Here is a 23,608-nt window from a genome sequence, read left to right as displayed (position 1 = left end):
CGGACGACGGGGCCGCACCGTGACGGTGCGGCCCCGGTCCGGGCGCTCACAGATGCGCGTACACGTCCTCGAGCGTCAGTCCCTTGGCCAGCATGAGCACCTGCAGGTGGTACAGCAGCTGCGAGATCTCCTCCGCGGCGGCCTCGTCGGTCTCGTGCTCGGCGGCCATCCAGACCTCGGCCGCCTCCTCCACGATCTTCTTGCCGATCGCATGCACGCCGGCGTCCAGCTCGGCCACGGTCCCCGACCCGGCGGGGCGGGTCGTGGCCTTCTCGGTCAGCTCGGCGAACAGGGAGTCGAACGTCTTCACCCGCTCAGCCTAGACGCCGAGACCCCGGGCTCTGGGCAGGGTTCCGGTCCTCGGGACGGTGAGCTTCGGGTGTTCAGGACGCTTGGCACACTATTTTTCCGAGAGTCGAGAGAGGTGCCGGTTGCGTGCCGAGCCGCGAGAGGTGCTCAGTGGGCGTGGCCTGACGCCAGCCCGCGCAGGGCCTCGATCTCCGCCGGGACGTCGGCGGCCCCGTACACCGCGGAGCCCGCCACGAAGACGTTCGCCCCCGCGTCCGCAGCCCGCTCGATGGTGTCGCGCGACACTCCCCCGTCGACCTGGATCCACACGTCCAGCCCCGACTCCCCCACCGCCTGCCGGGCCCGCCGGATCTTCGGCAGCGTCCCGTCGATGAACGACTGCCCGCCGAAGCCGGGCTCCACGGTCATGACGAGGATCATGTCGATCTCCGGCAGGAGGTCGAGGAACGGCTCCACCGGCGTGGCCGGCCGGAGCGCCACGCCCGCCCGTGCCCCCAGGCGCCGCAGCTCCCGCGCGAGGCGCACCGGGGCGTTGGCGGCCTCCGCGTGGAACGTCACCGAGGCCGCCCCGGCCTCCGCGTACGCCGGCGCCCAGCGGTCCGGGTCCTCGATCATCAGGTGCGCGTCGAGCGGCACAGGAGAGACCTGCGCCAACCGCTCGAAGACCGGCAGGCCGAGCGTGAGGTTCGGCACGAAGTGGTTGTCCATGACGTCCACGTGGGCGTAGTCGGCGGAGGCGATGGCGCCCAGGTCCCGCTCGAGGTTCGCGAAGTCGGCCGACAGGATGCTCGGGTTGATCAGCGCAGGCATGCGCCCAGCGTAGGCGGAGCAGCCACTACGCTCGCCCCGTGCCACCGCTCCCCTCCCCCGCCGAGCCGTCGCCGTCGACCGCGTCGACGGTCGCCGCACCGCCCATCGTGCGTGCCGCCGTCGTCGGCGACCTGCCCGCCGTCGCGGCGATCCTCGAGCCGTACGTCACCGGCACGGCCGTGACCTTCGACGAGCAGGCCCCCGACGTCGCGGCCTGGCGACAGCGCCTCGTGGACCTCGACGCCCGCGGCCTGCCCTTCCTCGTGGCCGAGGTCGACGGGGCCGTCGTCGGCTACGCGTACGCGGCCCCCTGGCGGCCCAAGGCCGCCTACCGCTACACGGTGGAGGACACGATCTACCTCGCCCCCGCGGCCCAGGGCCGGGGTGTCGGCTCGCTACTCATGACCGCGCTGCTGGAGGCCTGCACGCGCGCCGGCGTGCGGCAGGTCGTGGCGGTCGTGGCCGACGACCCCGCGGCGGCCGGCTCGCTCCCCCTGCACCGCCGGTTCGGCTTCGAGGTCGCCGGTGTGCTGCGTGACGTCGGCGTCAAGCACGGCCGCTCCGTGAGCACCACGCTGCTCCAGCGCACCCTCGCCTGACGAGCACGCCGCGCGCCTCAGCAGGACAGCGCCTCAGGAGAAGCACCTCAGGAGGGCAGCCCGGCGCGCAGCGCGTCGGTGCGGGCCTCCACGGTCCGCCACGCGTCCGGACCCACGCCCGGGTGGGCGTCGCGGTCGATCTCCCCGAGGCCGGTGCGCAACCCGTCGAGCGTGGCCGCCACGGCACGCAGCGCGCGGCGGCGCGGCAGCCCCCACGACTCCCCCTCCGCGACGAGGTGCTCGGCCGTGATGCGGTCCATGTCGCGCTCCCCGGACACGTCCATCGCGAAGACCCGCGACGCGTGCACGTGGTGCAGGTGCATGGACACGTCGTAGGCCGGGGCGAGCGCCACGGTGCCGTCCTCGCGCCGCAGCAGCGACACGTTCTTCGCGTGGGCGTCGGTGTTCCCGACCGCCAGGTTCAGGGTGGTGAGCGCGAGCAGCGGGTCGGGCCGGGCACCGTCCTCGCGCAGCACGCGGGCGATCCTGGCGAGCGACGGCAGCGTCCGGCCGTGCTGGAACTTGCGCTCCGGGTCGCGGGTGTTGATGCCCAGGGCCTGGGCCGCGTCCTCCTGGTGCACGCGCCGCTGGCCGCCCGGCGAGGCCGCGTCGGACACTCGGTCGTAGCGGGAGACGACGATCGCCCGGACGTCCTCGAACGTGACCACCTCGGCGTCGATCGACGTGAGGCCCACGCGGCGGGCCAGGTCGAGCGCGGCGGCCTCGGTGTCGACGAGGTCGGCCGTGGGAGAGCCCGCCTCGCGCGCCACCTTGAGGATGTGCGTCGTCGGTTGGGTGGGCGACGCCCGGAGCCAGCCCTCGTCGTCGCGCACCAGCCCGATCTTGGGCTCCATGCCGGGCAGGGAGCTGGTGAGGTGCCGGCTGCGGCCGTGGCCGCCTGCCCGGGCCAGACTCTCGCGCAGCAGGGCCGCCACGCCGGATGCATCGACGCGGGTGGGCGGCCGTGGGCCTGGTGACGGGTCGTGCCCGGGCGGGGCGAGCAGGAGCGCGCCGACCGTGTCTCCGCCGTAGGCCGTGAAGAATCCGATCGAGTCCTCCGGGTCGACGCCGGCCTCCATCGCCATCGAGTCGCGCACGCGACCTTCAGGCATCAGCCCGTCGAGCCATGCCGTGACGCGGGGCGACGGCGGCGCATCGTCCGGGTCCATGGGGAGAAGGTGGGAGAGCACCCGGGCGCCGTATCCCCAGCGGGCCACAGCCGTGGCGTCCCACTCCAGATCGACGCGGTGCGTCCCACGCGTGCTCGATCGCCCGACGAAGCGGGCCACCCGGGTCCCGTAGAGCCACGCGTCGAGCTCACTCACCGGCACGGTCGCCTCTTTCCGCCAGTCGTACGTCGATGTCGAGCGCGTCGAACGCCTCGAACAACCGGGTGATGTAGAGATTGTCGACACCTGCCTCCATCTCGGAGACGTACTGTCGGGTGAGCCCGAGCTCGTCCGCGAGCGCCGCCTGGCTGATCCCGGCGCGCTTTCGTGCTTGTCGGACGAAACGGCCGATGTCGCGCGCGCTTCGCGCGACGGCCCATCGCTCTGCATCCATGCGCAACCCCACCATGTCGGAATATCCTGTCCATCCTGGCGGGTGCCACAATATCCTGGCATGGCGCGGGTGTGCAAGAAGATCCTGACAATCAGTCACCGCGACGGCGGAGCAGCGTGAGGTGCATCGCATCCGTGCCGTGCACGTGCGGCCACAGCTGGACGTCCAGGCCGCGCGCACCCCCGTCGTCGGCCCCCAGGTCGATCTCCGCCCCGGGGACGAGCACGCCGCGCAACGCCGTGCGGGCGTCGAGGCGTTCGGCGTCGTCGCGACGGCGCAGCACGTCGTCCACGACGAGCCGTGTCTCGGCCAGGTGCGGGGAGCAGGTGACGTACGCGACGACGCCACCGGGGCGCACCGCGTCGAGGGCGGAGCCGAGCAGCTCGCGCTGCAGCACGGTCAGCGTGCCCAGGTCGGCCGGCGTGCGGCGCCAGCGCGACTCGGGGCGACGGCGCAGCGCGCCGAGGCCGGTGCACGGGGCGTCGACGAGGACCCGGTCGTAGGCGGCGGGCTCCTCGGTGCCGACCTCCCGTCCGTCGCCGGTACGCACCCGCTCGACGACGCCGTCGGGCACGGCGCGCAGGGCCCGTTCGACGAGGCGGGCGCGGTGCGGCTGGACCTCGTTGGCGACGAGGGTGGCGCCCCGCTCCCCCGCGAGCGCCGCGAGGAGCGCGGCCTTGCCGCCGGGGCCGGCGCAGAGGTCGAGCCAACGCGCGTCGGGGCCGTGGAGCGGCGTGCCGGCGAGGGCGAGGGTGACGAGCTGGGAGCCCTCGTCCTGGACGCCTGCGCGGGCGTCCGCGACGGCGGGCAGCGCGGCGGGGTCGCTGCCGCCGGCGAGGACGAGCGCGGTGGGCGCCCAGCGGCCCGCGTCGAGGCGGACGTCGGCGTCGGCGGCCTGCTCCTGGAGGACGTCCGGGTCGGCGAGGCCGGGGCGGGCGACGAGGGTGACGCGCGGGGCGGTGTTGTCGGCGTCGAGGAGGTCGGCGACCTCGTCCGGGCTGCGGCCGTGGCCCGCGAGCGCCTCGCGCAGGGCGCGGGCGATCCATACGGGGTGGGAGCCGACCGTGGCGAGGCCGGTGACGGCGTCGGGCGCCTCGTCGGAGAGGCGGGTGAGCCAGTCGTCGAGGGACGTGCGCCCGACGGCGCGCAGGACGGCGTTGACCATCTGGGCGGGCCCGGCGCCCACGCGGTCACGGGCGAGGGCGACCGTCTCGGAGACGGCGGCGTGGGACGGCACCCGCATCCCCAGGAGCTGGTGCGCGCCGAGACGGAGCACGTCGAGCACCTCGGGGTCGAGCTGGTCCAGGGGGCGGGTCACGCAGCGGGCGAGGATCGCGTCGTAGCGACCGCGCAGGCGCAGGGTGCCGTACGCGAGCTCGGTGGCGAAGGCGGCGTCGCGGCCCGCGACGCGGCGCTCGCGCAGCAGGGGCGGGAGCACGAGGTTGGCGTAGGCGTCGGAGCCGTCCACCTGACGCAGGACGTCGTAGGCGGCGGTGCGGGCGGGGTCGGTGCGACGCCGGCGCTCGCCGGGCGCCTGGGCGCTGCGGTGGGTCTCGCCGCGCGAGCGGGCGGCGCCGCGCTGGCGGCCCTTGCTGTTGCGGAAGGAGTCGCGACGCTCGTCCCGGCGGTCCGCGCTCATCGGGCGTCCTGCCCGAGCCGCAGGGAGGCGTCCCCGGTGTCACCGGTGAAGAGTCCGCGCGCACCGCGGGCCCAGTCGGCGGCGGGCATCGGCTTCTTGCCCACGGGCTGCACGTGCCCGAGGGCGACGGCGTGCGTGGCGGTCCCGACGAGGACCTCCTTCTTGCCGGCGCGCACCTCGCCCGGGGCGAGGTCGGTGACGTCGGGTCGCGGGGTGACGGGACCGAGGCCGAGGCGGGCGCCGGGGGCGGCGTCGAGCCCCGAGGTGGGGGGCAGGGTGGTCCAGGCCCCCGGGGCGGGCGTGACGGCGCGGACACGGCGGTCGACGGCGAGGGCCGGGTCGTCCCAGCGGACGCGGGCGTCGTCGGTCGTGACCTTCGGTGCGAGGGAGACGCCGTCGGCCGGTTGCGCCTGGGGGGCGAGGGTGCCGTCCTCGAGCGCGTCGAGGGTGGCGACGAGCAGCTCCGCGCCGCTGGTCGCGAGGCGGCCGAGCAGGTCGCCGGACGTGTCGCGGGGGCGGATCGTCTCCGTGGCGGTGCCGAGCACCGGGCCGGTGTCCATGCCCTCGTCCAGCAGGAAGGTCGTGGCTCCGGTGACCTCGTCGCCCGCGAGGACGGCGTGCTGCACGGGGGCCGCTCCGCGCCACGCGGGCAGCACGGAGAAGTGCAGGTTGACCCAGCCGAGCCGGGGGACGGCGAGCACGTCGGGGCGCAGCAGGTGCCCGTACGCCACGACGGGGGCGGCGTCGACGTCGAGCTCGCGCAGCGTCGCGAGGAAATCCTCGCCGCGGGGGCGCTCGGTGAGGACCGGGATCCCGGCCTCCTCGGCCGCGAGCCGCACCGGGCTGGGCACGAGGCGGCGGCCCCGTCCGGCGGGGGCGTCCGCCCGGGTCAGGACGCCCACGACCTCGTGGCGCGACGCCAGGAGGGCACGCATGGACGGGACGGCGGGGTCGGGGGTTCCGGCGAAGAGCAGGCGCACCACCCGATCGTAGTCGGGCGGCGACGCGCCGTGGCTCGGGCGGGACGCGCCCGCCTACCGCCGCACGGGCAGCCCGAGGGAGCGCAGCGCGGCGCGCAGCGCCGGGGTGTCGGTGAAGCGGACGGCGTGGAAGCCGAGCTGCCGGGCGGTGGCGACGTTGGCGGGGCCGTCGTCCACGAAGACGGCGCGGGCGGGATCGACGTCGTGCGTCGCGGCCAGGTGACGGAAGATCGCCGGGTCGGGCTTCGCGAGCCCCACACGCCCGGAGACGACGACGTGCTCCAGGCGGGTCGTGGCCGGGGCGGCGCCCGCGGCGTGCCGGAACAGCTCGGCGGACCAGTTCGTGAGCCCGAGGAGGCGCACGCCCGCGGCACCGAGCTCCTCGACGAGCTCCGCCGAGCCGGGGACGGGGCCGGTCAGCGTCCCGGGGAAGCCCGCCACGTACTCGTCCAGGAGAAGCTGCAGGTGGGGGCGGTCGTCGAGGGTCGCGCGGGCGTCGGCCCAGCTGCGGCCGGCGTCCTGGGCGAGGTTGAACGCCGGGAAGTCGATCTCCGCCATCCAGCCGGCCACCTCGGCGCGCGGCCGGCCGGGGAACGCCCCGTAGGGGTCCCACCCGACGAGCACGTTGCCGAAGTCGAGCACCACGGTGTCGACGGGGGCCCCGGCGGGGGCGAGGGCCATCAGAGCATCTCCTTCGGGTCGACCTGCACGCGGACCACGCCACCCTCGCGCCGAGCGGACCGGACGGCGAGGGAGGCGCGCAGCTGGGCGGCGAGCTCGCCCCCCTGGGCGAGGGGGACGCGCAGCACGGTGCGCACCTGGGGCTCGAGGGTGGCTCCGCGTCGCGGGTCGGCGTCAGGCTGCTCGACGGGGCCGAGGACGGTGTCGGGCCCCGCGAGCGCGACGCGGCCGACGACCGCGTCCACCGCCCCCCGGTCGCCGGAGACGGCCGCGACGCGGACCGCGGGCGGCAGCGCGAGCTCGCGGCGCTCGGCGAGCTCCCGGTCGGCCAGGCCCCGGGGGTCGTAGCGCACGAGCGCCCCGGTCGGGGCGGGAGCGGCGTCCCCGACGAGGAGCACCTGCCCGCCGGCGCGGGCGGGGTGCACGAGGGCCGCGGCGGCGAGCCAGCGGTGCAGCGCCTCCGTGGCAGTGGCGAGCCCGGTGCCCGCGGTCGCGACGGCGGCGTCGAGCAGGAGCGCGACGGCGTACCCGCCGTCGGCGACGGGCTCCGCGCCGGGCGTCGCGACGACGAGCGCCGGCTCCCCACCGACCCGGTCGAGCACCCCGGCGGGCGCGGAGGACGCGGACACCCGCACGGGCGTGCCCGCGAACGCCCGGCCGAGCTCCTCCGCCGTCCGGTCCGACCCGACGCGGACGGCGCGCAGCCGGGTGTCGCCGCACTCCTCGCAGCGCCAGCCGCCGGCGAGGCGGCCGCACCAGGAGCACTGCGGTGCGCTGCCGGTGCGGGTCATGCCGAGGGGGCCGTGGCACGCGGCGCACCGGGCGGCGGTCCGGCACCGCGCGCAGGCCACGACGGGCAGGTAGCCGGTGCGCGGCACCTGCACGAGGACGGGTCCACGGGTCAGCCCGTCGCGGGCGGCCCGCCAGGCGGCGGTCGGCAGCCGCGCGGCCGCGCCCGGCCCCTCGGCGGCGAGCTCGACCGACGTGAGCGCGCGCACGCGGGGTGCGCGGGCGCGCAGCACGTCGCGGGGCGCGACGATCTCGCGCGCCCACCCGGACGCCAGCAGCGCCTGCGCCTGCACGGTCCGGCCCGGCGACGCCAGCAGGTACGCCGCGGACTCCAGGTCGCTGCGCAGGGCGAGCACGTCGCGGGCGTGCGGGTAGGGGGCGTGCGGCTCCGCGAGCGTGTCCTCCCCGTCGCCCCAGAGCACGACGAGCCCGAGGTCCGGCACCGGGGCGAACATGGCGGCGCGCGTCCCGACGACGACGTCCGCCAGGCCGTGCCGGGCGCGCAGGAACGCGCGGTAGCGGGGTGCGGGGCCGTCGTCGGCGAGGAGGCGCACGACGTCGTCGAGCCCGGCCTCGCCCAGGGCGTCGACGACGCGTTCGACGTCGCGGGCATCCGGCGCGACGACGAGGACGCGGCGCCCCCCGGCGACGGTGGCGCGGGCCGCCTGCGCGACGCCGGCCGCCCAGTGCGGCACGTGGGCCGGCCCGTCGTCGGTCGGCGGCGCCAGACCGGGCAGCGGCGTCCAGACGGCCCGCGGCGCCTGCCCGGCCAGCAGGTGGCGGCAGAACGCCTCCCCGCCGAGGTACGACTCCCACGCCGCCACGGAGCCCGCCGCCACGGGACGAACGGGCCGCGGCACCGCCAGGTCCCCGGCGGGCGCCCCGGAGTCGCTCTGAGCGCCGTCAGAGGCGTCCTGGGGGCGGTCCCGGGCCTCCCCCGTGCCGTCCGTGCCGTCCTGTCCCGCCTCCTCGACGGGCTCCGCCAGGGAGGCCAGCACCTCCTTCTCGACCCGCGCGTGCCGGGGCGGCACCGCGAGGCGCAGCACGTCGGCGAGGGTGCCGGCGTACCGGTCCGCGACGGCGCGGGCCAGCCGCAGCACCGGCTCCGACAGCACCGGGTCGGCCGAGACCAGTCGCTTGAGCGGCACGAGCCGCCCTTCGTGGTCGGACGTCTCCTGACGCTCCACGACGTAGCCCGCCACCTCCTGCGGCCCGAACCGGGCCCGCACCCGCACCCCCGGCCGGGCGTCGTCGGCCATGGGGGCGGGCACCAGGTAGTCGTACGGGCGGTCCAGGTGCGCGGGCTGCAGGTCGAGCACCACCCGCGCGACGGGCAGCTCCTCGGCGACGGGAGTGGCCCCCAGGGCAGCCTTGCCGCCCTTGCCGCCCGTCCCGGGCTTGCGGCGCCCCTTCGTCGCGGCGTCACGCGGGGCCGGGACGTCGTCGAGCCCGAGCAGCGCGGGCTGCTCGGGCTCGGAGGTCTCAGTCACGAGGCCATCCCATCACGCCCCGCCCACGCCACCAGCACAGCCCCCTACGGTTCCCGTGACGACGTGAGACGAGGCCGCGGCGATGCGACACCGCCTGACGAAGATCGAGCGTGGCGGGATGCTTCCTTCGCGCGGACGTATCCCTCCCGAAGTGGAGGGCGCCCTGGCGCCCGTGAACGCGTCCGCGCGAAGGAAGCATCCCGCCACGCGGCCGCGACCTGAGGCGCGAAAGGCGGGATCAGACCGCGGCGCGCAGCGCCTCGACGCGGTCCGTCCGCTCCCACGTGAACCCGGGCAGCTCGCGGCCGAAGTGCCCGTAGGTGGCCGTCGCGGCGTACACGGGGCGCAGCAGGTCGAGGTCGCGGATGATCGCCGCGGGGCGCAGGTCGAACACGGACTCGATGGCGGCGGCGATCTGCTCGGTCGGCACGGTCTCGGTGCCGAAGGTCTCGACGTACAGCCCCACCGGGTGGGCCTTGCCGATCGCGTACGCGACCTGCACCTCGCACCGGCGCGCGAGCCCCGCGGCGACGACGTTCTTCGCGACCCAGCGCATGGCGTACGCGGCGGAGCGGTCGACCTTCGACGGGTCCTTGCCGGAGAAGGCGCCGCCGCCGTGGCGGGCCATCCCGCCGTAGGTGTCGACGATGATCTTGCGGCCGGTGAGGCCGGCGTCGCCCTGCGGCCCGCCGACGACGAACTTGCCGGTGGGGTTGACGATGAGGCGGGCGTCCGCCGTCTCGACGCCGGTCTCCTGGGCCACCTGGGCCAGCACCGGGGCGATGACGACGTCGGCCACCTCGCGCTGCAGCTTCTCCTGCACGATGTCGGCGTCGTGCTGGGTGGAGAGCACGACGGTGTCGATCCGCACGGGCCGGTCGCCGTCGTACGCGACCGTCACCTGGGTCTTGCCGTCGGGCCGCAGCCCGGGCAGCTCGCCCGAGCGGCGCACGGCCGACAGCCGCTCCGCGAGCCGGTGCGACGTCCAGATGGGCAGCGGCATCAGCGAGGGCGTCTCGTCGGTGGCGTACCCGAACATCAGGCCCTGGTCGCCCGCGCCCTGCGCGTCGAGGGGGTCGCGGTCGAGGCCCGGACCGGAGGCGTCGTCGCGCTCCTCCAGGCTCTTGTCGACGCCCTGCGCGATGTCGGGCGACTGCTGCCCGATCGACACGGACACGCCGCAGGAGTCGCCGTCGAACCCGATCGCCGACGAGGTGTAGCCGATGCGGCGCACCACCTCGCGCACGATCTGCGGGATCTCGACGTACGCGTCCGTGGTGACCTCGCCCGCCACGTGCACGAGCCCCGTGGTCACCATCGTCTCCACCGCCACGCGCGAGCGGGGGTCCTGCGCCAGCAGCGCGTCCAGGATCGCGTCGGAGATCTGGTCGCACACCTTGTCCGGGTGGCCCTCGGTCACGGACTCGGACGTGAAGAGGCGCAGCGCATCGGTCATGGCGGACAGCCTACGGGCAGCGGGGCGCCCGACCAGGCCCTCGCGGCAGGAAATGTCTCACATGCTGGGGTGAATCTCAGATGCCGGGCAACGTCTTCGTCACGACGTCCCAGATGGCGTCGGCGACCTCGCGCTTCGATCCCGCGGCCTCGGTCACGACGTCGCCGGTGCCGTCGAGCACCGTGACGGCGTTGGTGGGGGCGCCGAAGCCGCGCCCGGAGCCGACCGCGTTCACCGCGAGCAGGTCCGCGCCCTTGCGCAGGGCCTTGCGGCGCCCGTGCTCGAGCACGGAGCCGTCGGAGTCGCCCGTCTCGGCCGCGAAGCCGACGACGAGCTGGCCGGGGCGCAGCCGGTCGTGCGCGAGCTCGGCGAGCACGTCGGGGTTCTCCACGAGCGTGATCGGCGCCGGGCCCGAGCCCGGCACCTTCTTGATCTTGGCGTCCGGCACGTCGGCCGGGCGGAAGTCGGCGACCGCCGCGGCCATCACGACGACGTCCGCGTCCGAGGCGCCCGCGCGCACCGCGTCGCGCAGCTCGGCCGTGGTCTCCACCGGCACGACGACGACGCCCGCCGCCCGGGCGGCCTCGCACACGGCGTCGTCCAGGTTCGCGGCCACGAGCGTGACGTGGGCGCCGCGGGCGCGCGCGGCCTCCGCCAGCGCGGCGCCCTGGCGCCCGCTGGACCGGTTGCCGATGAAGCGCACGGGGTCGATCGGCTCGCGGGTGCCGCCCGCGGAGACGACGACGGTGCGGCCCGACAGGTCCCCGTGGTGCCCGCCCACGGGCTCCGCGGCGCCCGCACCCGTCGCGGCCGCGAGGGCCACGCGGGCGATCTCCTCCGGCTCGGGCAGCCGCCCCGGCCCGGTGTCCGCGCCGGTGAGGCGGCCGCTCGCCGGCTCGATCACCGTGACGCCGCGCTCGCGCAGCGTCGCCACGTTCGCGCGCGTGGCGGGGTGCTCCCACATCTCGGTGTGCATCGCGGGGGCCATCACGACCGGGCAGCGTGCGGTGAGGAGCGTCGAGGTGAGGAGGTCGTCGGCCCGGCCGGTCGCCGCCCGGGCGAGCAGGTCGGCCGTCGCGGGAGCGACGACGACGAGGTCGGCGCCCTGGCCGAGCGCCACGTGCGGGACGTGCGCGACGTCCTCGAAGACCTCGTCCGTGACGGGCTCGCCGGACAGCGCCTCGAACGTCGGCGCGCCGACGAAGCGCAGGGCGGACGCGGTCGGGACGACCCGGACCGCGTGCCCCTCCTCGCGCAGCAGCCGCAGCAGCAGCACGGCCTTGTACGCGGCGATGCCGCCGCTGACGCCGAGCAGGATCCTCATCGCGCGCTACCTCGTCGCCGCAGGGTGACGCCGGTCGCCGACCGGCGTCAGGCCGTCAGAAGGTGATCTCGTCGCCGGGCTCGACGACCGGCTCCGCGGCGGCCGCGGGCTTCTCCTCGACCGGCGTCGAGGTGAGCAGGCCCTCGTTGATCTCGCGCATGGCGATGGAGAGCGGCTTCTCCTGGTTGCGGGTCTCGACCAGCGGGCCCACGTTCTCCAGCAGGCCCTCGTTGAGCTGCGAGTAGTAGGCGTTGATCTGACGGGCGCGCTGGGACGCGTACAGCACGAGGCCGTACTTCGAGTCGGTGCGCTCGAGCAGTTCGTCGATGGGCGGGTCGGTGATGCCGATGGGCTGGGCCACGGTTCCGGCCATGGGTCACACTCCAGACAAACGTTGAGACAAAGTTCGGTGACGGGTTCGCTGACAGCCGCGGTGACGAGACGTCAGGGGGTCAGCGGTCCATCCTACCCGCGCTCGGGCCCGGACCCCCAAGCCCGGCGTCCTCCAGCGCGACCCGGGGTGCGGCGGACGTCACGCCCATGACCCGCGCGAGCCGGTCCGTGGCGTGGGTGACGTCGTCGTTGACGATCGTCACGTCGAACTCGGCCTCGGCGGCGAGCTCCGTCCGCGCCGTGCGCAGGCGCCGCTCGCGCTCCTCTGCGTCCTCCGTGCCACGGCCCACCAGACGCCGCACCAGCTCGTCGAAGCTCGGCGGGGCGAGGAAGACGAACTGCGCGGCGAGGCCCATCGCCGTGACGGCCTCCCGTACCTGCCGCGCCCCCTGCAGGTCGATCTCCAGCAGGGTGGGCACGCCGGCGGCGAGGTGCTCCTCGACCGGGCCGCGGGGCGTGCCGTACCGGTGCCGGCCGTGCACCACCGCCCACTCGAGCATCTGCCCCTCGGCGACCATCCGGTCGAAATCCTCGGGCGACACGAACAGGTAGTGCACGCCGTGCACCTCACCGGGGCGCGGCGGCCGCGTCGTCGCCGACACGGACAGCCACACCTGCGGGTAGCGCGCGCGGACGTCGGCCGAGACCGTGCCCTTGCCGACGGCCGTCGGACCGGCGAGCACGGTCAGGCGGGCCGGCGTCGCTCCCGCGGGCACGGCGACAGGTGTGCTGTCGGGTGCGGTGACGAGGGAGTCCTGCGATGCCGGACGGCCGGCGGGTGGTGCGGAAATGTCAGCCAAACCTCTCGATGAGCGCCGAAGCCTGGTGCGGCCCGAGGCCGCGGACCCGGCGGGTCTCGGCGATCCCGATCTCCTCCATGATCGCCCGGGCCTTCACCTTACCGACCCCGGGGAGCGACTCGAGCAGCGAGACCACCTTGAGCTTGCCCACGACGTCGTCCTTCTGCCCCTGCTCGATCACGTCCTTGAGGGAGCCCTGGGAGTACTTCAACCGGTTCTTGATCTCCGCGCGGACGCGCCGAGCCTCGGCCGCCTTCTCGAGGGCCGCAGCACGCTGTTCCGGGGTGAGAGGGGGGAGAGCCACGCAAGTCACCTACTCTGTCGGTCCGCCTGTTGAGGGAACTGCTCCCTCGAAAGTAGCCACGACCTGCGAAGGCGGCAATCCGTAGCGCAGGACGGATCGCCGCGCGACCGGGAGGAAAGCGGCATTCGGGTCACGACATCGTCGCAGGTCGCGCGCCTGCCCGGAAAAGACTCCTGCTGCCCGTGCGCCGCGGCCTACGGTCGGGTCATGCCGACCGACTCCCACGAGACCCCGGACGCCGCCGACGACGGGTGGTTCCCCGAGAGCGTCGCCGCCTCCTACGACGCCTCGTCCGACGACGAGTTCGACCCGGCGGTCGTCGAGCGCACGGTCGACGTGCTCGCCGACCTGGCGGGCGACGGCGCCGCCCTCGAGCTCGCGGTCGGCACCGGCCGCCTCGCCGCGCCGCTCGCCCTGCGCGGCGTGCCCGTGCACGGCATCGAGCTGTCCCGGGCGATGGCGGCGCGCGTCGCGGACAAGCCGGGCGGCGACCGCGTCGAGGTGACGATCGGTGACATGACGAGCGCCCGCGTGCCCGGCGAGTTCGCCGTCGCGTACCTCGTCTTCAACACCATCGGGAACGTCACGACGCAGGACGGCCAGGTGGACTGCTTCCGCACCGCCGCGGCCCACCTGCGCCCCGGCGGGTACTTCGTCGTCGAGGTCGGGGTGCCGCCCCTGCGACGCATGCCGCCCGGGCAGGACACCGTGCCGTTCACCGTCGCGCCCGACGCGGCGGGCGGCGGGTACGTGGGCTTCGACCGGCTCGACGTGGTCACCCAGCGGTTCACGTCGAACCACGTGACCGTCGGGCCCGACGGCTCCGGCCGGTTCCGGTGGTTGCCGTTCCGGTACGTGTGGCCGGCCGAGCTGGACCTCATGGCGCGCCTCGCGGGGATGCGCCTGGTGCACCGCTGGGAGGGCTGGGACCGCACGCCGTTCACCGCCGACAGCGAGCGGCACGTGTCCGTGTGGCAGCTCGCCGCGGTCTGACCCGCCCGGGAACGACGAAGGGCCCGCCCCCGTCGGGAGGCGGGCCTTCGTGCGGACGGGCGGCGTCAGGGGCGCAGCGCCGCCCGGGCGTCGGCGACGGCCGACGCCGCGGCGGCGCGCAGCCCGTCGGCGTCGGGCCCCGCGGCGAGGACGCCCCGGGACGACGACGCGAGCACCTGGCGGCGGGCGTCCCCGAAGGCCGAGGCGAGCTCCCGCTCCCCCGCGCCCTGCGCGCCCACGCCGGGCGCCAGCAGCGGACCGTGCACGGCCACGAGGTCCGTCCCGGTCTCCCGGGCGGCGTCACCGACGGTGGCGCCCACGACGAGGCCGACCGAGCCCATCGGCAGCCCCTCGGCGACGGCGCCGGCGTTCAGCACGGCCGCCTGGGCGGCGACCGACGCCGCGACGCTCACGCCGTCGGGCCCGACGGCGTGCTGCACCTCGTGCCCCTCCTTGTTGGAGGTGAGGCACAGCACGAAGATCCCGCGCCCGGTGCGGGCGGCCAGCTCGGCGGCCGGCGCCAGCGAGCCGAAGCCCAGGTACGGCGACACTGTGACCGCGTCGCCCGCGAGCGGGGAGCCGTCGGCCAGGAACGCGTCGGCGTACGCGCCCATCGTCGAGCCGATGTCGCCGCGCTTGGCGTCGACGACCGTCAGCGTGCCGACGGCCCGCGACGCGGCGATCACGTCCTCCAGCGCGGCGACGCCGGCCGAGCCGTGCCGCTCGAAGAACGCCGCCTGCGGCTTGAAGGCCGCCACGCGCCCGCCGAGCGCGTCCACCACGCGCAGCCCGAACTCGCGCACCCCGGCGGCGTCGTCGCCCAGCCCCCACGCCGCCAGCAGCGACGCGTGCGGGTCGATGCCCACGCACAGCGGCCCGTGGGCGTCCATCGCCGCGGCGAGCCGCGCGCCGAACGGCACCGGCGCGGCGCTCATGCCGACACCGCCGCCGTCGTCCCGACCCCGAGCCGCTCGTGCGTCGCGGCCGTGTGCTCCTGCAGGCTCGCGACGTCGAACGGGCCGCCGCGGACCGCCTCGATGCCCTGCACCGCCGCGGCGAGCTGGTCGACGGTGGTGATCATCGGCTTGTCGGCCGCCGTCGTCGCCGCGCGGATCTCGTAGCCGTCGGCGCGCGCGCCCTGGCCGGACGGCGAGTTCACCACGAGGTCGACCTCGCCGTCGGTGATGAGGTCCACGATCGTGGGCTCGCCGTCGGCGCCACGGCCCTGGGAGAACTTGCGCACCACCGTGCTGCCGATGCCGTTGCGGCGCAGCACCTGCGCCGTGCCGGACGTGGCGAGCACCTCGAACCCCAGCTCCGCGAGGCGCTTCACCGGGAAGACGATCGAGCGCTTGTCCCGGTCCGCGACGGAGACGAACACCCGGCCCGCGGTGGGCAGCCCGCCGAACGCGGCGGCCTGCGACTTCGCGAAGGCGTGCGGGAAGTCCTTGTCGAAGCCCATGACCTCGCCGGTGGAGCGCATCTCCGGACCGAGCACCGTGTCGACGACCTGACCCTCGGCGGTGCGGAACCGCTTGAACGGCAGCACGGCCTCCTTGACGGCCATCGGTGCCCCGAGGTCGAGCGTCCCGCCGTCGCCCTCGGCAGGCAGGACGCCCGCCGCGCGCAGCTCGGCGATCGACTCGCCGACCATGACCCGGGCCGCCGCCTTGGACAGCGAGGTCCCCGTCGCCTTGGACACGAACGGGACGGTGCGCGACGCGCGCGGGTTGGCCTCGAGCACGTACAGGACGTCCGAGACGAGCGCGTACTGCACGTTGAGCAGGCCGCGCACGCCGACGCCCTTCGCGATCGCCTCGGTCGAGCGGCGGATGCGCTCGATCTCGGCCGTCGAGAGGGACACGGGGGGCAGCACGCAGGCCGAGTCGCCCGAGTGGATGCCGGCCTCCTCGATGTGCTCCATGACGCCGCCGAGGAACATCTCCTCGCCGTCGTACAGGGCGTCGACGTCGATCTCCATCGCGTCGTCGAGGAAGCGGTCGATGAGCAGCGGCGCCGGCAGCAGGCCGCCCGCCGTGCGCTCGTCCGCGGCCGCCGCCTCGAGAGCCCGCTCCACGTACTCGGTGAGCTGCTCGGCGGAGTAGACGATCTCCATGCCGCGACCGCCCAGCACGTACGACGGGCGCACCAGGACGGGGTAGCCGATGGTCTCGGCGACCTCGCGCGCCTGGCCCAGCGAGCGGGCGGTACCGAACGCGGGGGCCGGAAGGCCGGCGTCGAGCAGGACCTGGCCGAAGATGCCGCGGTCCTCGGCGGCGTCGATGGCCTCGGGCGACGTACCGAGGATCGGCACGCCGGCGTCCGCGAGGCGCTGCGCGAGGGCGAGCGGCGTCTGCCCGCCGAGCTGCACGATGACGCCCTTGACGGGGCCCGCGGCGAGCTCGGCCTCGTAGACCTCGAGCACGTCCTCGAACGTCAGCGGCTCGAAGTAGAGACGGTCCGAGGTGTCGTAGTCCGTCGAGACGGTCTCCGGGTTGCAGTTGACCATGACCGTCTCGTAGCGCTCGGAGAGGGTCAGGGCGGCGTGCACGCACGAGTAGTCGAACTCGATGCCCTGGCCGATCCGGTTCGGGCCCGACCCGAGGATGATCACGGCCTCGCGCTCGCGGGGCGCCACCTCGGTCTCCTCGTCGTAGGACGAGTAGTGGTACGGCGTGCGTGCCGCGAACTCGGCGGCGCAGGTGTCGACCGTCTTGTAGACGGGGCGGACGCCGAGCGCCCGTCGGACCTCGCGGACGGTGGCCTCCCCCGCCGGGCCCATGCCGCGCAGGCGCGCGACCTGCACGTCGGACAGGCCGTGCCGCTTGGCGCGGCGCAGCACGTCCTCGGTGAGGGTCGGGCCGGCGGCCACCTCCGCGGCGACCTCGTTCATGAGCAGGATCTGGTCGAGGAACCAGGGGTCGATCTTCGTCGCGTCGAAGACCGCCTCGAGCGTCGTGTGCCCGGCGACGACCGCACGCAGCGCCTGCTGCACGCCGACCATGCGGTGCTCCGTGGGGCGCACGATCTCGGCGAGCAGCTGGTCCAGCTCCGCACCGGACGGCGCGGCGCCGTCCCAGTGGAACGCGACGCCGCCCTTGTCGATCGAGCGCAGGGCCTTGCCGAGGGCCTCTGTGAAGTTGCGGCCCAGCGCCATGGCCTCGCCGACCGACTTCATGGTCGTGGTGAGCGTCGGGTCCGCGGCCGGGAACTTCTCGAAGGCGAAGCGGGGCACCTTGACGACGACGTAGTCGAGCGTGGGCTCGAAGCTCGCCGGCGTGACGCGCGTGATGTCGTTCGGGATCTCGTCGAGCGTGTAGCCCACGGCGAGCTTGGCCGCGATCTTCGCGATCGGGAAGCCCGTCGCCTTCGACGCGAGGGCCGAGGAGCGCGACACGCGCGGGTTCATCTCGATGACGATGATGCGCCCGGTGTCCGGGTCGACGGCGAACTGGATGTTGCAGCCGCCCGTGTCGACGCCGACCTCGCGGATGACGGCGATGCCGATGTCGCGCAGCTTCTGGTACTCGCGGTCGGTGAGCGTCATCGCGGGCGCCACCGTGACGGAGTCGCCGGTGTGCACGCCGACCGGGTCGACGTTCTCGATCGAGCAGACGACCACGACGTTGTCGTCCTTGTCCCGCATGAGCTCGAGCTCGTACTCCTTCCAGCCGAGGATGGACTCCTCCAGGAGCACCTCGGTGGTCGGCGAGTAGTGCAGGCCCTGCCCGACGATGCGGCGCAGCTCGCGCTCGTCGTACGCGAAGCCGGAGCCGAGGCCGCCCATGGTGAACGACGGGCGCACGACCATCGGGTAGCCGAGGTCCGCGGAGGCCGCGACCGCCTCGTCCACGGTGTGCACGATGACGGAGCGGGCGGACTCGCCGCCGCACTTGGCGACGACGTCCTTGAACTGCTGGCGGTCCTCGCCCTTCTGGATGGCGGGGATGTTCGCGCCGATCAGCTCGACGTCGTACTGCTCCAGGACACCGGCCTCGTCGAGCGCGATGGCCGCGTTGAGCGCCGTCTGGCCGCCCAGGGTGGGCAGCAGGGCGTCGGGACGCTCCTTGGCGATGATCGTGGTGAGGACCTCGGTGGTGATCGGCTCGACGTACGTGGCGTCGGCGAACTCCGGGTCGGTCATGATCGTGGCCGGGTTCGAGTTCACGAGGATGACCCGCAGGCCCTCCTCCCGGAGCACGCGGCAGGCCTGCGTGCCGGAGTAGTCGAACTCGCAGGCCTGGCCGATGACGATCGGGCCGGAGCCGATGACCAGGACGGAGGAGAGGTCGGAACGGCGGGGCATCAGTTCTCCTTCAGCGCGGCCAGCGTGGCGGCGGGGACGGTCACGGGCTCGCGGCTCGTCATGAGCTCGACGAAGCGGTCGAAGAGGTAGGCGCTGTCGTGCGGGCCGGCGGCGGCCTCGGGGTGGTACTGCACGGAGAAGGCCGGCACGTCGAGCGCGGTCAGCCCCTCGACCACCTGGTCGTTGAGGCCGACGTGGGACACGATGACGCGTCCGTAGGCACGGCCGTCGGTGCGCTCGGCGTCGTGCGGCGCCCTCGACACCGCGTCGAGGGGCGCGTCGACGGCGAACCCGTGGTTGTGCGCGGTGACCTCGACCTTGCCGGTGGTGCGGTCCATGACGGGCTGGTTGATGCCGCGGTGGCCGTACCCGAGCTTGTAGGTGCCGTAGCCGAGCGCGCGGCCCAGCAGCTGGTTGCCGAAGCAGATGCCGAAGAACGGGATGCCGCGGTCCAGCACCCCGCGCAGGAGCTCGATCTCGTGCGTGGCCGACGACGGGTCGCCGGGTCCGTTCGAGAAGAACACGCCCGTGGGCGAGCCGTCGGTCGGCAGCAGGGCCTCGATGTCGGCGATCGTGGCCGACTGGGGCACGACGTGCACGCGCACGCCCCGCTGCGCGAGACGCGCGGGGGTCATGGCCTTGATGCCGAGGTCGACGGCGACGACGGTCGCGAGCGGGGCCTGCCCGGCGAACTCGCCCGACGGCTCGACGACGTACCCCTCGTCGGTCGTGACCTCCGGGGACAGGTTGGCGCCCGCCATCTGCGGGGAGGCCTGCACCTCGGCGACCAGCTCGGGCAGCGACCGCTCCACGAACGTGCCGGGAGCGACCTCGCGCACCAGCGCGTCGCCGGAGAAGATCCCGGCACGCATGACGCCCAGCTCGCGCAGGTGGCGCGTGAGCTTGCGGGTGTCGACGTCGCTGATGCCCACGACCCCCTGGGCGGCGAGCTCCTCCTCGAGGGAGCGGTCCGCGCGCCAGGAGGACACGCGGCGCGCGGGGTCGCGCAGCACGTAGCCGGCGACCCAGATCTTGCCGGACTCCGGGTCCTCGTCGTTGATGCCGGTGTTCCCGACGTGCGGGGCCGTCATCACGACGATCTGCCGGTGGTACGAGGGGTCGGTGAGGGTCTCCTGGTAGCCGGTCATGCCGGTGGAGAACACGATCTCGCCGAAGGTCGCGCCGCGGGCCCCGTAGGCGCGGCCGCGGGCGACCGTGCCGTCCTCGAGGACGAGGAGGGCCGCGTGCGGCGCGGGCGCGGTGCCCGGCCCGGAGCTGGGTACCGGGCTCGGTGCCGGGCTCGATACAGGGCTGGTCAGGGAGCTGGAGGTCACTGCTCGTCCTTCGGTGCGGGGGCGGAGGTCATGAGGTGGCGCACGGCGTCGACCAGGCGGGAGCGGTCGGGCGCGAGGCGGGTGCGCAGGCCGGTGTCGAGGGCGACGGCGGGCACGCCGTCCGCCTCCGGGTCCTCCCAGGTGACGACGACCAGGCCGTCGGCGCCGACGTACTTGCCGGCCATGCCGGGGGCGAGGCCGACGCCGCGCAGGGCGGCCACGGGGGCGAACACGTCCGGGGCGCCGTCGCGCTCGACGAGCACGCCGGCGTCGTGCACGGACACGTGGGCGGTGGAGCGGTCGCCGAGGTGGTGCGCGCCGACGCGGGCCAGCCAGTCCCCCGCGAGCGTGGAGGAGACGTAGGTGGCGTCGAGGGGGCCCAGACGCAGGGCGCCGAGGTCCTCGGGCACGGCGGGGGGCACGGGGACGGTGCCGCGGGTGCGGGCGGCGAGCCGGCGCCGGCCCGTGAGGATCACGAGCAGGAGCAGGACGCCGATCACGACCCAGATCCCGACGGCCACGGGCATGGGGAGGTTCATCGTGCGCCCCCGAGCCCGACGGCCGGCGCGGCGACCGGGGCGCCGTCCAGCACCGTGGCGCGCCCGCGCAGGAACGTCGCCACGACGCGGCCGGGCAGCTCCCGCCCGGCGAAGGGCGTGTTGCCGCTCGCGGTGGCCTGCGCGGCCCCGTCGACCGTCCGGGCGGCGGCCGGGTCGACCAGCGTGAGGTTGGCGGGCTCGCCCACCGCGACCGGTCGGCCGTGATCGGTGACCCGGCCGATCCGGGCGGGGTTGGTCGACAGGACGCGCGCGACGTCGGCCCAGGTGAGGCGGCCGGTGTCGACCATGGTCTGCTGCACGACCGACAGGGCGGTCTCCAGCCCGGTCATGCCGAACGCGGCGGCGCCCCACTCGCAGTCCTTGTCCTCGCGGGTGTGCGGGGCGTGGTCGGTGGCGACGATGTCGATGGTGCCGTCGGCGAGGCCGGCGCGCACCGCCTCGACGTCCTCGGCCGTGCGCAGAGGGGGGTTCACCTTGTACGTGGGGTCGTACGTGCGGGCGAGCTCGTCCGTGAGGATCAGGTGGTGCGGCGTCACCTCGGCGGTGACGTCGATGCCGCGGCCCTTGGCCCACCGGACGATCTCGACGGACCCGGCGGTGGACAGGTGGCACACGTGCAGCCGTGAGCCGACGTGCTCGGCGAGCAGCACGTCGCGGGCGATGATCGCCTCCTCGGCGACCGCGGGCCACCCCGCCAGCCCGATCTCGGCGGACACGACGCCCTCGTTCATCTGGGCGCCCTCGGTGAGGCGAGGCTCCTGCGCGTGCTGCGCGACGACGCCGTCGAACGCCTTGACGTACTCCAGCGCGCGACGCATGAGGATCGGGTCGTGCACGCACTTGCCGTCGTCGGAGAAGACCCGCACTCGGGCGGCGGAGTCGGCCATCGCGCCGAGCTCGGCGAGGCGCTCGCCGCCGAGGCCCACGGTGACGGCACCGACCGGGTGCACGTCGACCCAGCCGGCCTCCTGTCCCAGGCGCCACACCTGCTCGACGACGCCGGCGGTGTCGGCGACCGGCGAGGTGTTCGCCATGGCGTGCACCGCGGTGAAGCCGCCGGCCGCCGCGGCACGGGTGCCGGACGCGACCGTCTCGGCGTCCTCGCGGCCCGGCTCGCGCAGGTGCGTGTGCAGGTCGACCAGGCCGGGCAGCAGGACGTGCCCGTCGGCGGCGACCTCCACGACGTCGTCGCCGGCGGGGACGTCGGCGGCGCCGGGGCCCGTCACCTGGGTGATCACGCCGCCGGAGAGGACGACGTCGGCGGGCTCGCCGCCGAGGGGACGGGCCCCGCGCAGCACATAGGTCGTGGTCACAGGGCGGTCCCTTCGGTGGTGCTCGAGACAGGTGCGGGCAGAGATGTGGGCGCAGGAGCGGGCACGGAGGCGGACGAGGATGTGCCGGACAGCAGCAGGTAGAGCGCGGCCATGCGCACCGCGACGCCGTTGGCGACCTGCTCGACGATGACGGCGCGCTCGGAGTCGGCCGCCTCGGCGGAGATCTCCAGGCCGCGGTTCATCGGGCCCGGGTGCATGACGATCGAGTGCGCGGGCAGCAGCGCCAGGCGGCGGCCGTCGAGGCCGAAGTAGCGGGTGTACTCCAGCGGGCTCGGGAAGAACGCGCCCGCGCCCCCGGACATCCGCTCGCGCTGCACGCGGAGCATCATCACGGCGTCCGGCTGCCAGTCGGCGAGCGTGGCGTCCAGGTCGTAGGACGTCCGGCAGGGCCACGACTCGACCCCGACCGGCAGCAGCGTGGGCGGCGAGACGAGCGTCACCTCGGCGCCGAGCGTGCGCAGCAGCCACACGTTGGCGCGGGCGACGCGCGAGTGCAGGACGTCGCCCACGATCGCGACCTTGACGCCCGCGAGGTCGGCGCCGACGCCGTCGTCCCCTCCGCGGCGCAGGCCGCCGCCGTGGCCGCCGAGGTGGCGGCGGATCGTGTAGGCGTCGAGCAGCGCCTGCGTGGGGTGCATGTGCGTGCCGTCGCCGGCGTTGAGCACGGCCGCGTCGAGCCAGCCGGCGTGCGCGAGCTGGTACGGGGCTCCCGAGGCCCAGTGCCGCACCACCACGGCGTCGGCGCCCATGGCGTGCAGCGTGAGCGCGGTGTCCTTGAGGGACTCGCCCTTGGAGACGCTCGACCCCTTGGCCGAGAAGTTGATGACGTCCGCGGACAGCCGCTTGGCGGCCGTCTCGAACGAGATGCGGGTACGCGTGGAGTCCTCGAAGAACAGGTTCACCACGGTGCGACCGCGCAGCGTCGGCAGCTTCTTGATCTCGCGGGACTGCGTCGCGGCCATCTGCGCGGCGGTGTCGAGGAGCTCGATCGCCTCGTCCTTGGCCAGGTCCGCGGTGGAGAGCAGGTGCCTCATCGGTCGCCCCCCTCGCCCGGGGTCGCGGCGCCGGGCTCCCGGCCGCTGATCACCACGGCGTCCGAGCCGTCCACCTCCGCGAGCAGCACGCGCACCCGCTCCGTCTGGGCGGTGGGGAGGTTCTTGCCCACGAAGTCGGGGCGGATCGGCAGCTCGCGGTGACCGCGGTCCACCAGGCACGCGAGGCGCACCGCCTGCGGTCGGCCGAGGTCGCCGATGGCGTCGAGCGCGGCACGGATCGTGCGGCCGGAGAAGAGGACGTCGTCGACCAGGACGACCGTCTTGCCCTCGATCCCCGCCGCGGGCAGCCGCGTGACGCCGACCGCACGGGTGGGCTGGCGGCGCAGGTCGTCGCGGTACATCGTGACGTCCAGCTCGCCGAGGTCGCGCTCCGGGTCGAAGGCGGGGTCGATGCTCGCGAGCCGCTGCGCGAGGCGGGCGGCCAGGGTGACCCCGCGGGTCGGGATACCGAGCAGGACGACGTCCTGGGCTCCCTTGGCGCGCTCGACGATCTCGTGCGCGATACGGGTGAGGGCGCGGGCGACGTCGCTCGCGCCGAGCACGACGGTCCCCTCGGGGACGTCGGGCTGATCGGGTGTTCCGGGCATGCCGGTGCCAGCAGTCACTGGCGACCTCCTTCTCCGCCTCACGGGACGGTGTTAAAGGGTGTCGGTTCTCGTGCCCCTCGAGGCGGGCTCCCAGGGCGTCGTTCTGACGGCCTCCACCTTATCCCGTCGCCTCCGTGCGCCCACCGGGCGTGCCCACGATGCGGGCGCGGCGTGCGTCACACAGCCCAGGACGACGGGCCCCGAACGACGGACAGGCGGTGGGGGGGGGGGGGAGGCGGGGGGAGAGGGCGGAAACGCCGCAAATGGGGCGTTATAGCGCAGAACATAGAAGCCATCACCGC

The 23,608-nt window shown here is 74.9% G+C and carries 22 protein-coding genes; 2 read left to right on the top strand and 20 right to left on the bottom strand.

Annotation, left to right across the window (positions count from 1 at the left end; all coding sequences use genetic code 11):
* Positions 1-46 precede the first annotated feature (46 nt).
* A complete protein-coding gene (locus tag ACFVS0_RS02305) occupies positions 47-310 on the bottom strand; it encodes a phosphoribosyl-ATP diphosphatase (RefSeq protein WP_079575216.1) in 264 nt (87 codons plus the stop codon).
* Positions 311-456: 146 nt separating this feature from the next.
* Positions 457-1,119: a ribulose-phosphate 3-epimerase gene (rpe, locus tag ACFVS0_RS02300; protein WP_430562521.1), complete on the bottom strand. Its 663-nt coding sequence runs from the start codon at positions 1,117-1,119 to the stop codon at positions 457-459.
* Positions 1,120-1,157: 38 nt separating this feature from the next.
* Between rpe and ACFVS0_RS02295 the strand changes: the two genes are divergently transcribed.
* Positions 1,158-1,718 carry a GNAT family N-acetyltransferase gene (locus ACFVS0_RS02295; protein WP_430587047.1) on the top strand — a complete coding sequence of 187 codons (561 nt, stop codon included), beginning with the start codon at positions 1,158-1,160 and terminating at the stop codon, positions 1,716-1,718.
* A gap of 47 nt (positions 1,719-1,765) precedes the next feature.
* Here ACFVS0_RS02295 and ACFVS0_RS02290 read toward each other — a convergent pair whose 3' ends face one another.
* The 11 genes from ACFVS0_RS02290 to mihF form a co-directional block, all read right to left on the bottom strand.
* The gene (locus ACFVS0_RS02290; RefSeq protein WP_430587133.1) at positions 1,766-3,043 is read right to left on the bottom strand and encodes a type II toxin-antitoxin system HipA family toxin; all 1,278 of its coding nucleotides are present in this window, start codon (positions 3,041-3,043) and stop codon (positions 1,766-1,768) included.
* Entirely contained in the window at positions 3,036-3,296 is a 261-nt protein-coding gene (locus ACFVS0_RS02285; RefSeq protein ID WP_430587046.1) for a helix-turn-helix transcriptional regulator, read from the bottom strand. Before ACFVS0_RS02285 ends, ACFVS0_RS02290 begins: the two co-directional genes overlap by 8 nt.
* 76 nt (positions 3,297-3,372) lie before the next feature.
* A complete protein-coding gene (locus ACFVS0_RS02280) occupies positions 3,373-4,920 on the bottom strand; it encodes an RsmB/NOP family class I SAM-dependent RNA methyltransferase (protein ID WP_430587045.1) in 1,548 nt (515 codons plus the stop codon).
* Positions 4,917-5,900, bottom strand: a complete 984-nt coding sequence (fmt, locus tag ACFVS0_RS02275) for a methionyl-tRNA formyltransferase (RefSeq protein WP_430587044.1) — start codon at positions 5,898-5,900, stop codon at positions 4,917-4,919. The genes ACFVS0_RS02280 and fmt overlap by 4 nt, the downstream gene beginning before the upstream one ends.
* A gap of 54 nt (positions 5,901-5,954) precedes the next feature.
* A complete protein-coding gene (locus ACFVS0_RS02270) occupies positions 5,955-6,581 on the bottom strand; it encodes an HAD family hydrolase (protein ID WP_430587043.1) in 627 nt (208 codons plus the stop codon).
* Positions 6,581-8,860, bottom strand: a complete 2,280-nt coding sequence (locus ACFVS0_RS02265) for a primosomal protein N' (protein ID WP_430587042.1) — start codon at positions 8,858-8,860, stop codon at positions 6,581-6,583. Before ACFVS0_RS02265 ends, ACFVS0_RS02270 begins: the two co-directional genes overlap by 1 nt.
* Positions 8,861-9,098: 238 nt before the next feature.
* Entirely contained in the window at positions 9,099-10,316 is a 1,218-nt protein-coding gene (metK, locus tag ACFVS0_RS02260; RefSeq protein ID WP_430587041.1) for a methionine adenosyltransferase, read from the bottom strand.
* Positions 10,317-10,392: 76 nt separating this feature from the next.
* Entirely contained in the window at positions 10,393-11,640 is a 1,248-nt protein-coding gene (gene coaBC, locus ACFVS0_RS02255; protein ID WP_430587040.1) for a bifunctional phosphopantothenoylcysteine decarboxylase/phosphopantothenate--cysteine ligase CoaBC, read from the bottom strand.
* Positions 11,641-11,695: 55 nt separating this feature from the next.
* Positions 11,696-12,013 carry a DNA-directed RNA polymerase subunit omega gene (gene rpoZ / locus ACFVS0_RS02250; RefSeq protein WP_430552637.1) on the bottom strand — a complete coding sequence of 106 codons (318 nt, stop codon included), beginning with the start codon at positions 12,011-12,013 and terminating at the stop codon, positions 11,696-11,698.
* Between the two features lie 79 nt (positions 12,014-12,092).
* Entirely contained in the window at positions 12,093-12,749 is a 657-nt protein-coding gene (gene gmk, locus ACFVS0_RS02245) for a guanylate kinase (protein WP_430552636.1), read from the bottom strand.
* A gap of 76 nt (positions 12,750-12,825) precedes the next feature.
* A complete protein-coding gene (gene mihF / locus ACFVS0_RS02240) occupies positions 12,826-13,137 on the bottom strand; it encodes an integration host factor, actinobacterial type (RefSeq protein ID WP_380323750.1) in 312 nt (103 codons plus the stop codon).
* A 207-nt stretch (positions 13,138-13,344) separates the two neighbouring features.
* On the opposite strand from mihF, the gene ACFVS0_RS02235 reads away from it, so the two are divergent.
* Complete coding sequence (locus tag ACFVS0_RS02235) at positions 13,345-14,130, top strand: class I SAM-dependent DNA methyltransferase (RefSeq protein WP_430586785.1); 786 nt, start codon at positions 13,345-13,347, stop codon at positions 14,128-14,130.
* Between the two features lie 65 nt (positions 14,131-14,195).
* Here ACFVS0_RS02235 and pyrF read toward each other — a convergent pair whose 3' ends face one another.
* Genes pyrF through pyrR form a run of 7 tightly spaced genes read right to left on the bottom strand, consistent with a single transcriptional unit; the run spans position 14,196 to position 23,306 of the window.
* Positions 14,196-15,065: an orotidine-5'-phosphate decarboxylase gene (gene pyrF, locus ACFVS0_RS02230; RefSeq protein ID WP_430587039.1), complete on the bottom strand. Its 870-nt coding sequence runs from the start codon at positions 15,063-15,065 to the stop codon at positions 14,196-14,198.
* Positions 15,062-18,436: a carbamoyl-phosphate synthase large subunit gene (gene carB, locus ACFVS0_RS02225; RefSeq protein WP_430552633.1), complete on the bottom strand. Its 3,375-nt coding sequence runs from the start codon at positions 18,434-18,436 to the stop codon at positions 15,062-15,064. The genes pyrF and carB overlap by 4 nt, the downstream gene beginning before the upstream one ends.
* Positions 18,436-19,770 (bottom strand): glutamine-hydrolyzing carbamoyl-phosphate synthase small subunit, encoded by a 1,335-nt coding sequence (gene carA, locus ACFVS0_RS02220; protein WP_430587038.1) that lies wholly within the window; start codon positions 19,768-19,770, stop codon positions 18,436-18,438. The genes carB and carA overlap by 1 nt, the downstream gene beginning before the upstream one ends.
* Positions 19,767-20,297, bottom strand: a complete 531-nt coding sequence (locus tag ACFVS0_RS02215; protein WP_430552631.1) for a hypothetical protein — start codon at positions 20,295-20,297, stop codon at positions 19,767-19,769. The genes carA and ACFVS0_RS02215 overlap by 4 nt, the downstream gene beginning before the upstream one ends.
* Before the next feature lie 8 nt (positions 20,298-20,305).
* Complete coding sequence (locus ACFVS0_RS02210) at positions 20,306-21,643, bottom strand: dihydroorotase (protein WP_430587037.1); 1,338 nt, start codon at positions 21,641-21,643, stop codon at positions 20,306-20,308.
* Positions 21,640-22,698: an aspartate carbamoyltransferase catalytic subunit gene (locus ACFVS0_RS02205; RefSeq protein ID WP_430587036.1), complete on the bottom strand. Its 1,059-nt coding sequence runs from the start codon at positions 22,696-22,698 to the stop codon at positions 21,640-21,642. Before ACFVS0_RS02205 ends, ACFVS0_RS02210 begins: the two co-directional genes overlap by 4 nt.
* On the bottom strand, positions 22,695-23,306 hold the full coding sequence (pyrR, locus tag ACFVS0_RS02200) for a bifunctional pyr operon transcriptional regulator/uracil phosphoribosyltransferase PyrR (RefSeq protein ID WP_430586789.1): 612 nt from the start codon (positions 23,304-23,306) through the stop codon (positions 22,695-22,697). Before pyrR ends, ACFVS0_RS02205 begins: the two co-directional genes overlap by 4 nt.
* Positions 23,307-23,608: the final 302 nt, after the last annotated feature.

It is taken from the genome of Isoptericola sp. NPDC058082 (assembly GCF_042885055.1).
Taxonomy (GTDB): Bacteria; Actinomycetota; Actinomycetes; order Actinomycetales; family Cellulomonadaceae; genus Isoptericola.
The sequence above is the reverse complement of the archived record's forward strand: the minus strand, read 5'-3'. Positions and strand labels throughout refer to the sequence as shown.

Excerpts from the sequence above, each read along its gene's own strand:
- carB (WP_430552633.1), bottom strand. The coding sequence starts at position 18,436 with ATGCCCCGCCGTTCCGACCTCTCCTCCGTCCTGGTCATCGGCTCCGGC.
- rpe (WP_430562521.1), bottom strand. The coding sequence starts at position 1,119 with ATGCCTGCGCTGATCAACCCGAGCATCCTGTCGGCCGACTTCGCGAAC.
- ACFVS0_RS02270 (WP_430587043.1), bottom strand. The coding sequence starts at position 6,581 with ATGGCCCTCGCCCCCGCCGGGGCCCCCGTCGACACCGTGGTGCTCGAC.
- metK (WP_430587041.1), bottom strand. The coding sequence starts at position 10,316 with ATGACCGATGCGCTGCGCCTCTTCACGTCCGAGTCCGTGACCGAGGGC.
- ACFVS0_RS02215 (WP_430552631.1), bottom strand. The coding sequence starts at position 20,297 with ATGCCCGTGGCCGTCGGGATCTGGGTCGTGATCGGCGTCCTGCTCCTG.
- ACFVS0_RS02205 (WP_430587036.1), bottom strand. The coding sequence starts at position 22,698 with ATGAGGCACCTGCTCTCCACCGCGGACCTGGCCAAGGACGAGGCGATC.
- pyrR (WP_430586789.1), bottom strand. The coding sequence starts at position 23,306 with ATGCCCGGAACACCCGATCAGCCCGACGTCCCCGAGGGGACCGTCGTG.
- coaBC (WP_430587040.1), bottom strand. The coding sequence starts at position 11,640 with ATGAGGATCCTGCTCGGCGTCAGCGGCGGCATCGCCGCGTACAAGGCC.
- rpoZ (WP_430552637.1), bottom strand. The coding sequence starts at position 12,013 with ATGGCCGGAACCGTGGCCCAGCCCATCGGCATCACCGACCCGCCCATC.
- ACFVS0_RS02235 (WP_430586785.1), top strand. The coding sequence starts at position 13,345 with ATGCCGACCGACTCCCACGAGACCCCGGACGCCGCCGACGACGGGTGG.
- ACFVS0_RS02285 (WP_430587046.1), bottom strand. The coding sequence starts at position 3,296 with ATGGTGGGGTTGCGCATGGATGCAGAGCGATGGGCCGTCGCGCGAAGC.
- ACFVS0_RS02280 (WP_430587045.1), bottom strand. The coding sequence starts at position 4,920 with ATGAGCGCGGACCGCCGGGACGAGCGTCGCGACTCCTTCCGCAACAGC.
- pyrF (WP_430587039.1), bottom strand. The coding sequence starts at position 15,065 with ATGAGCGCCGCGCCGGTGCCGTTCGGCGCGCGGCTCGCCGCGGCGATG.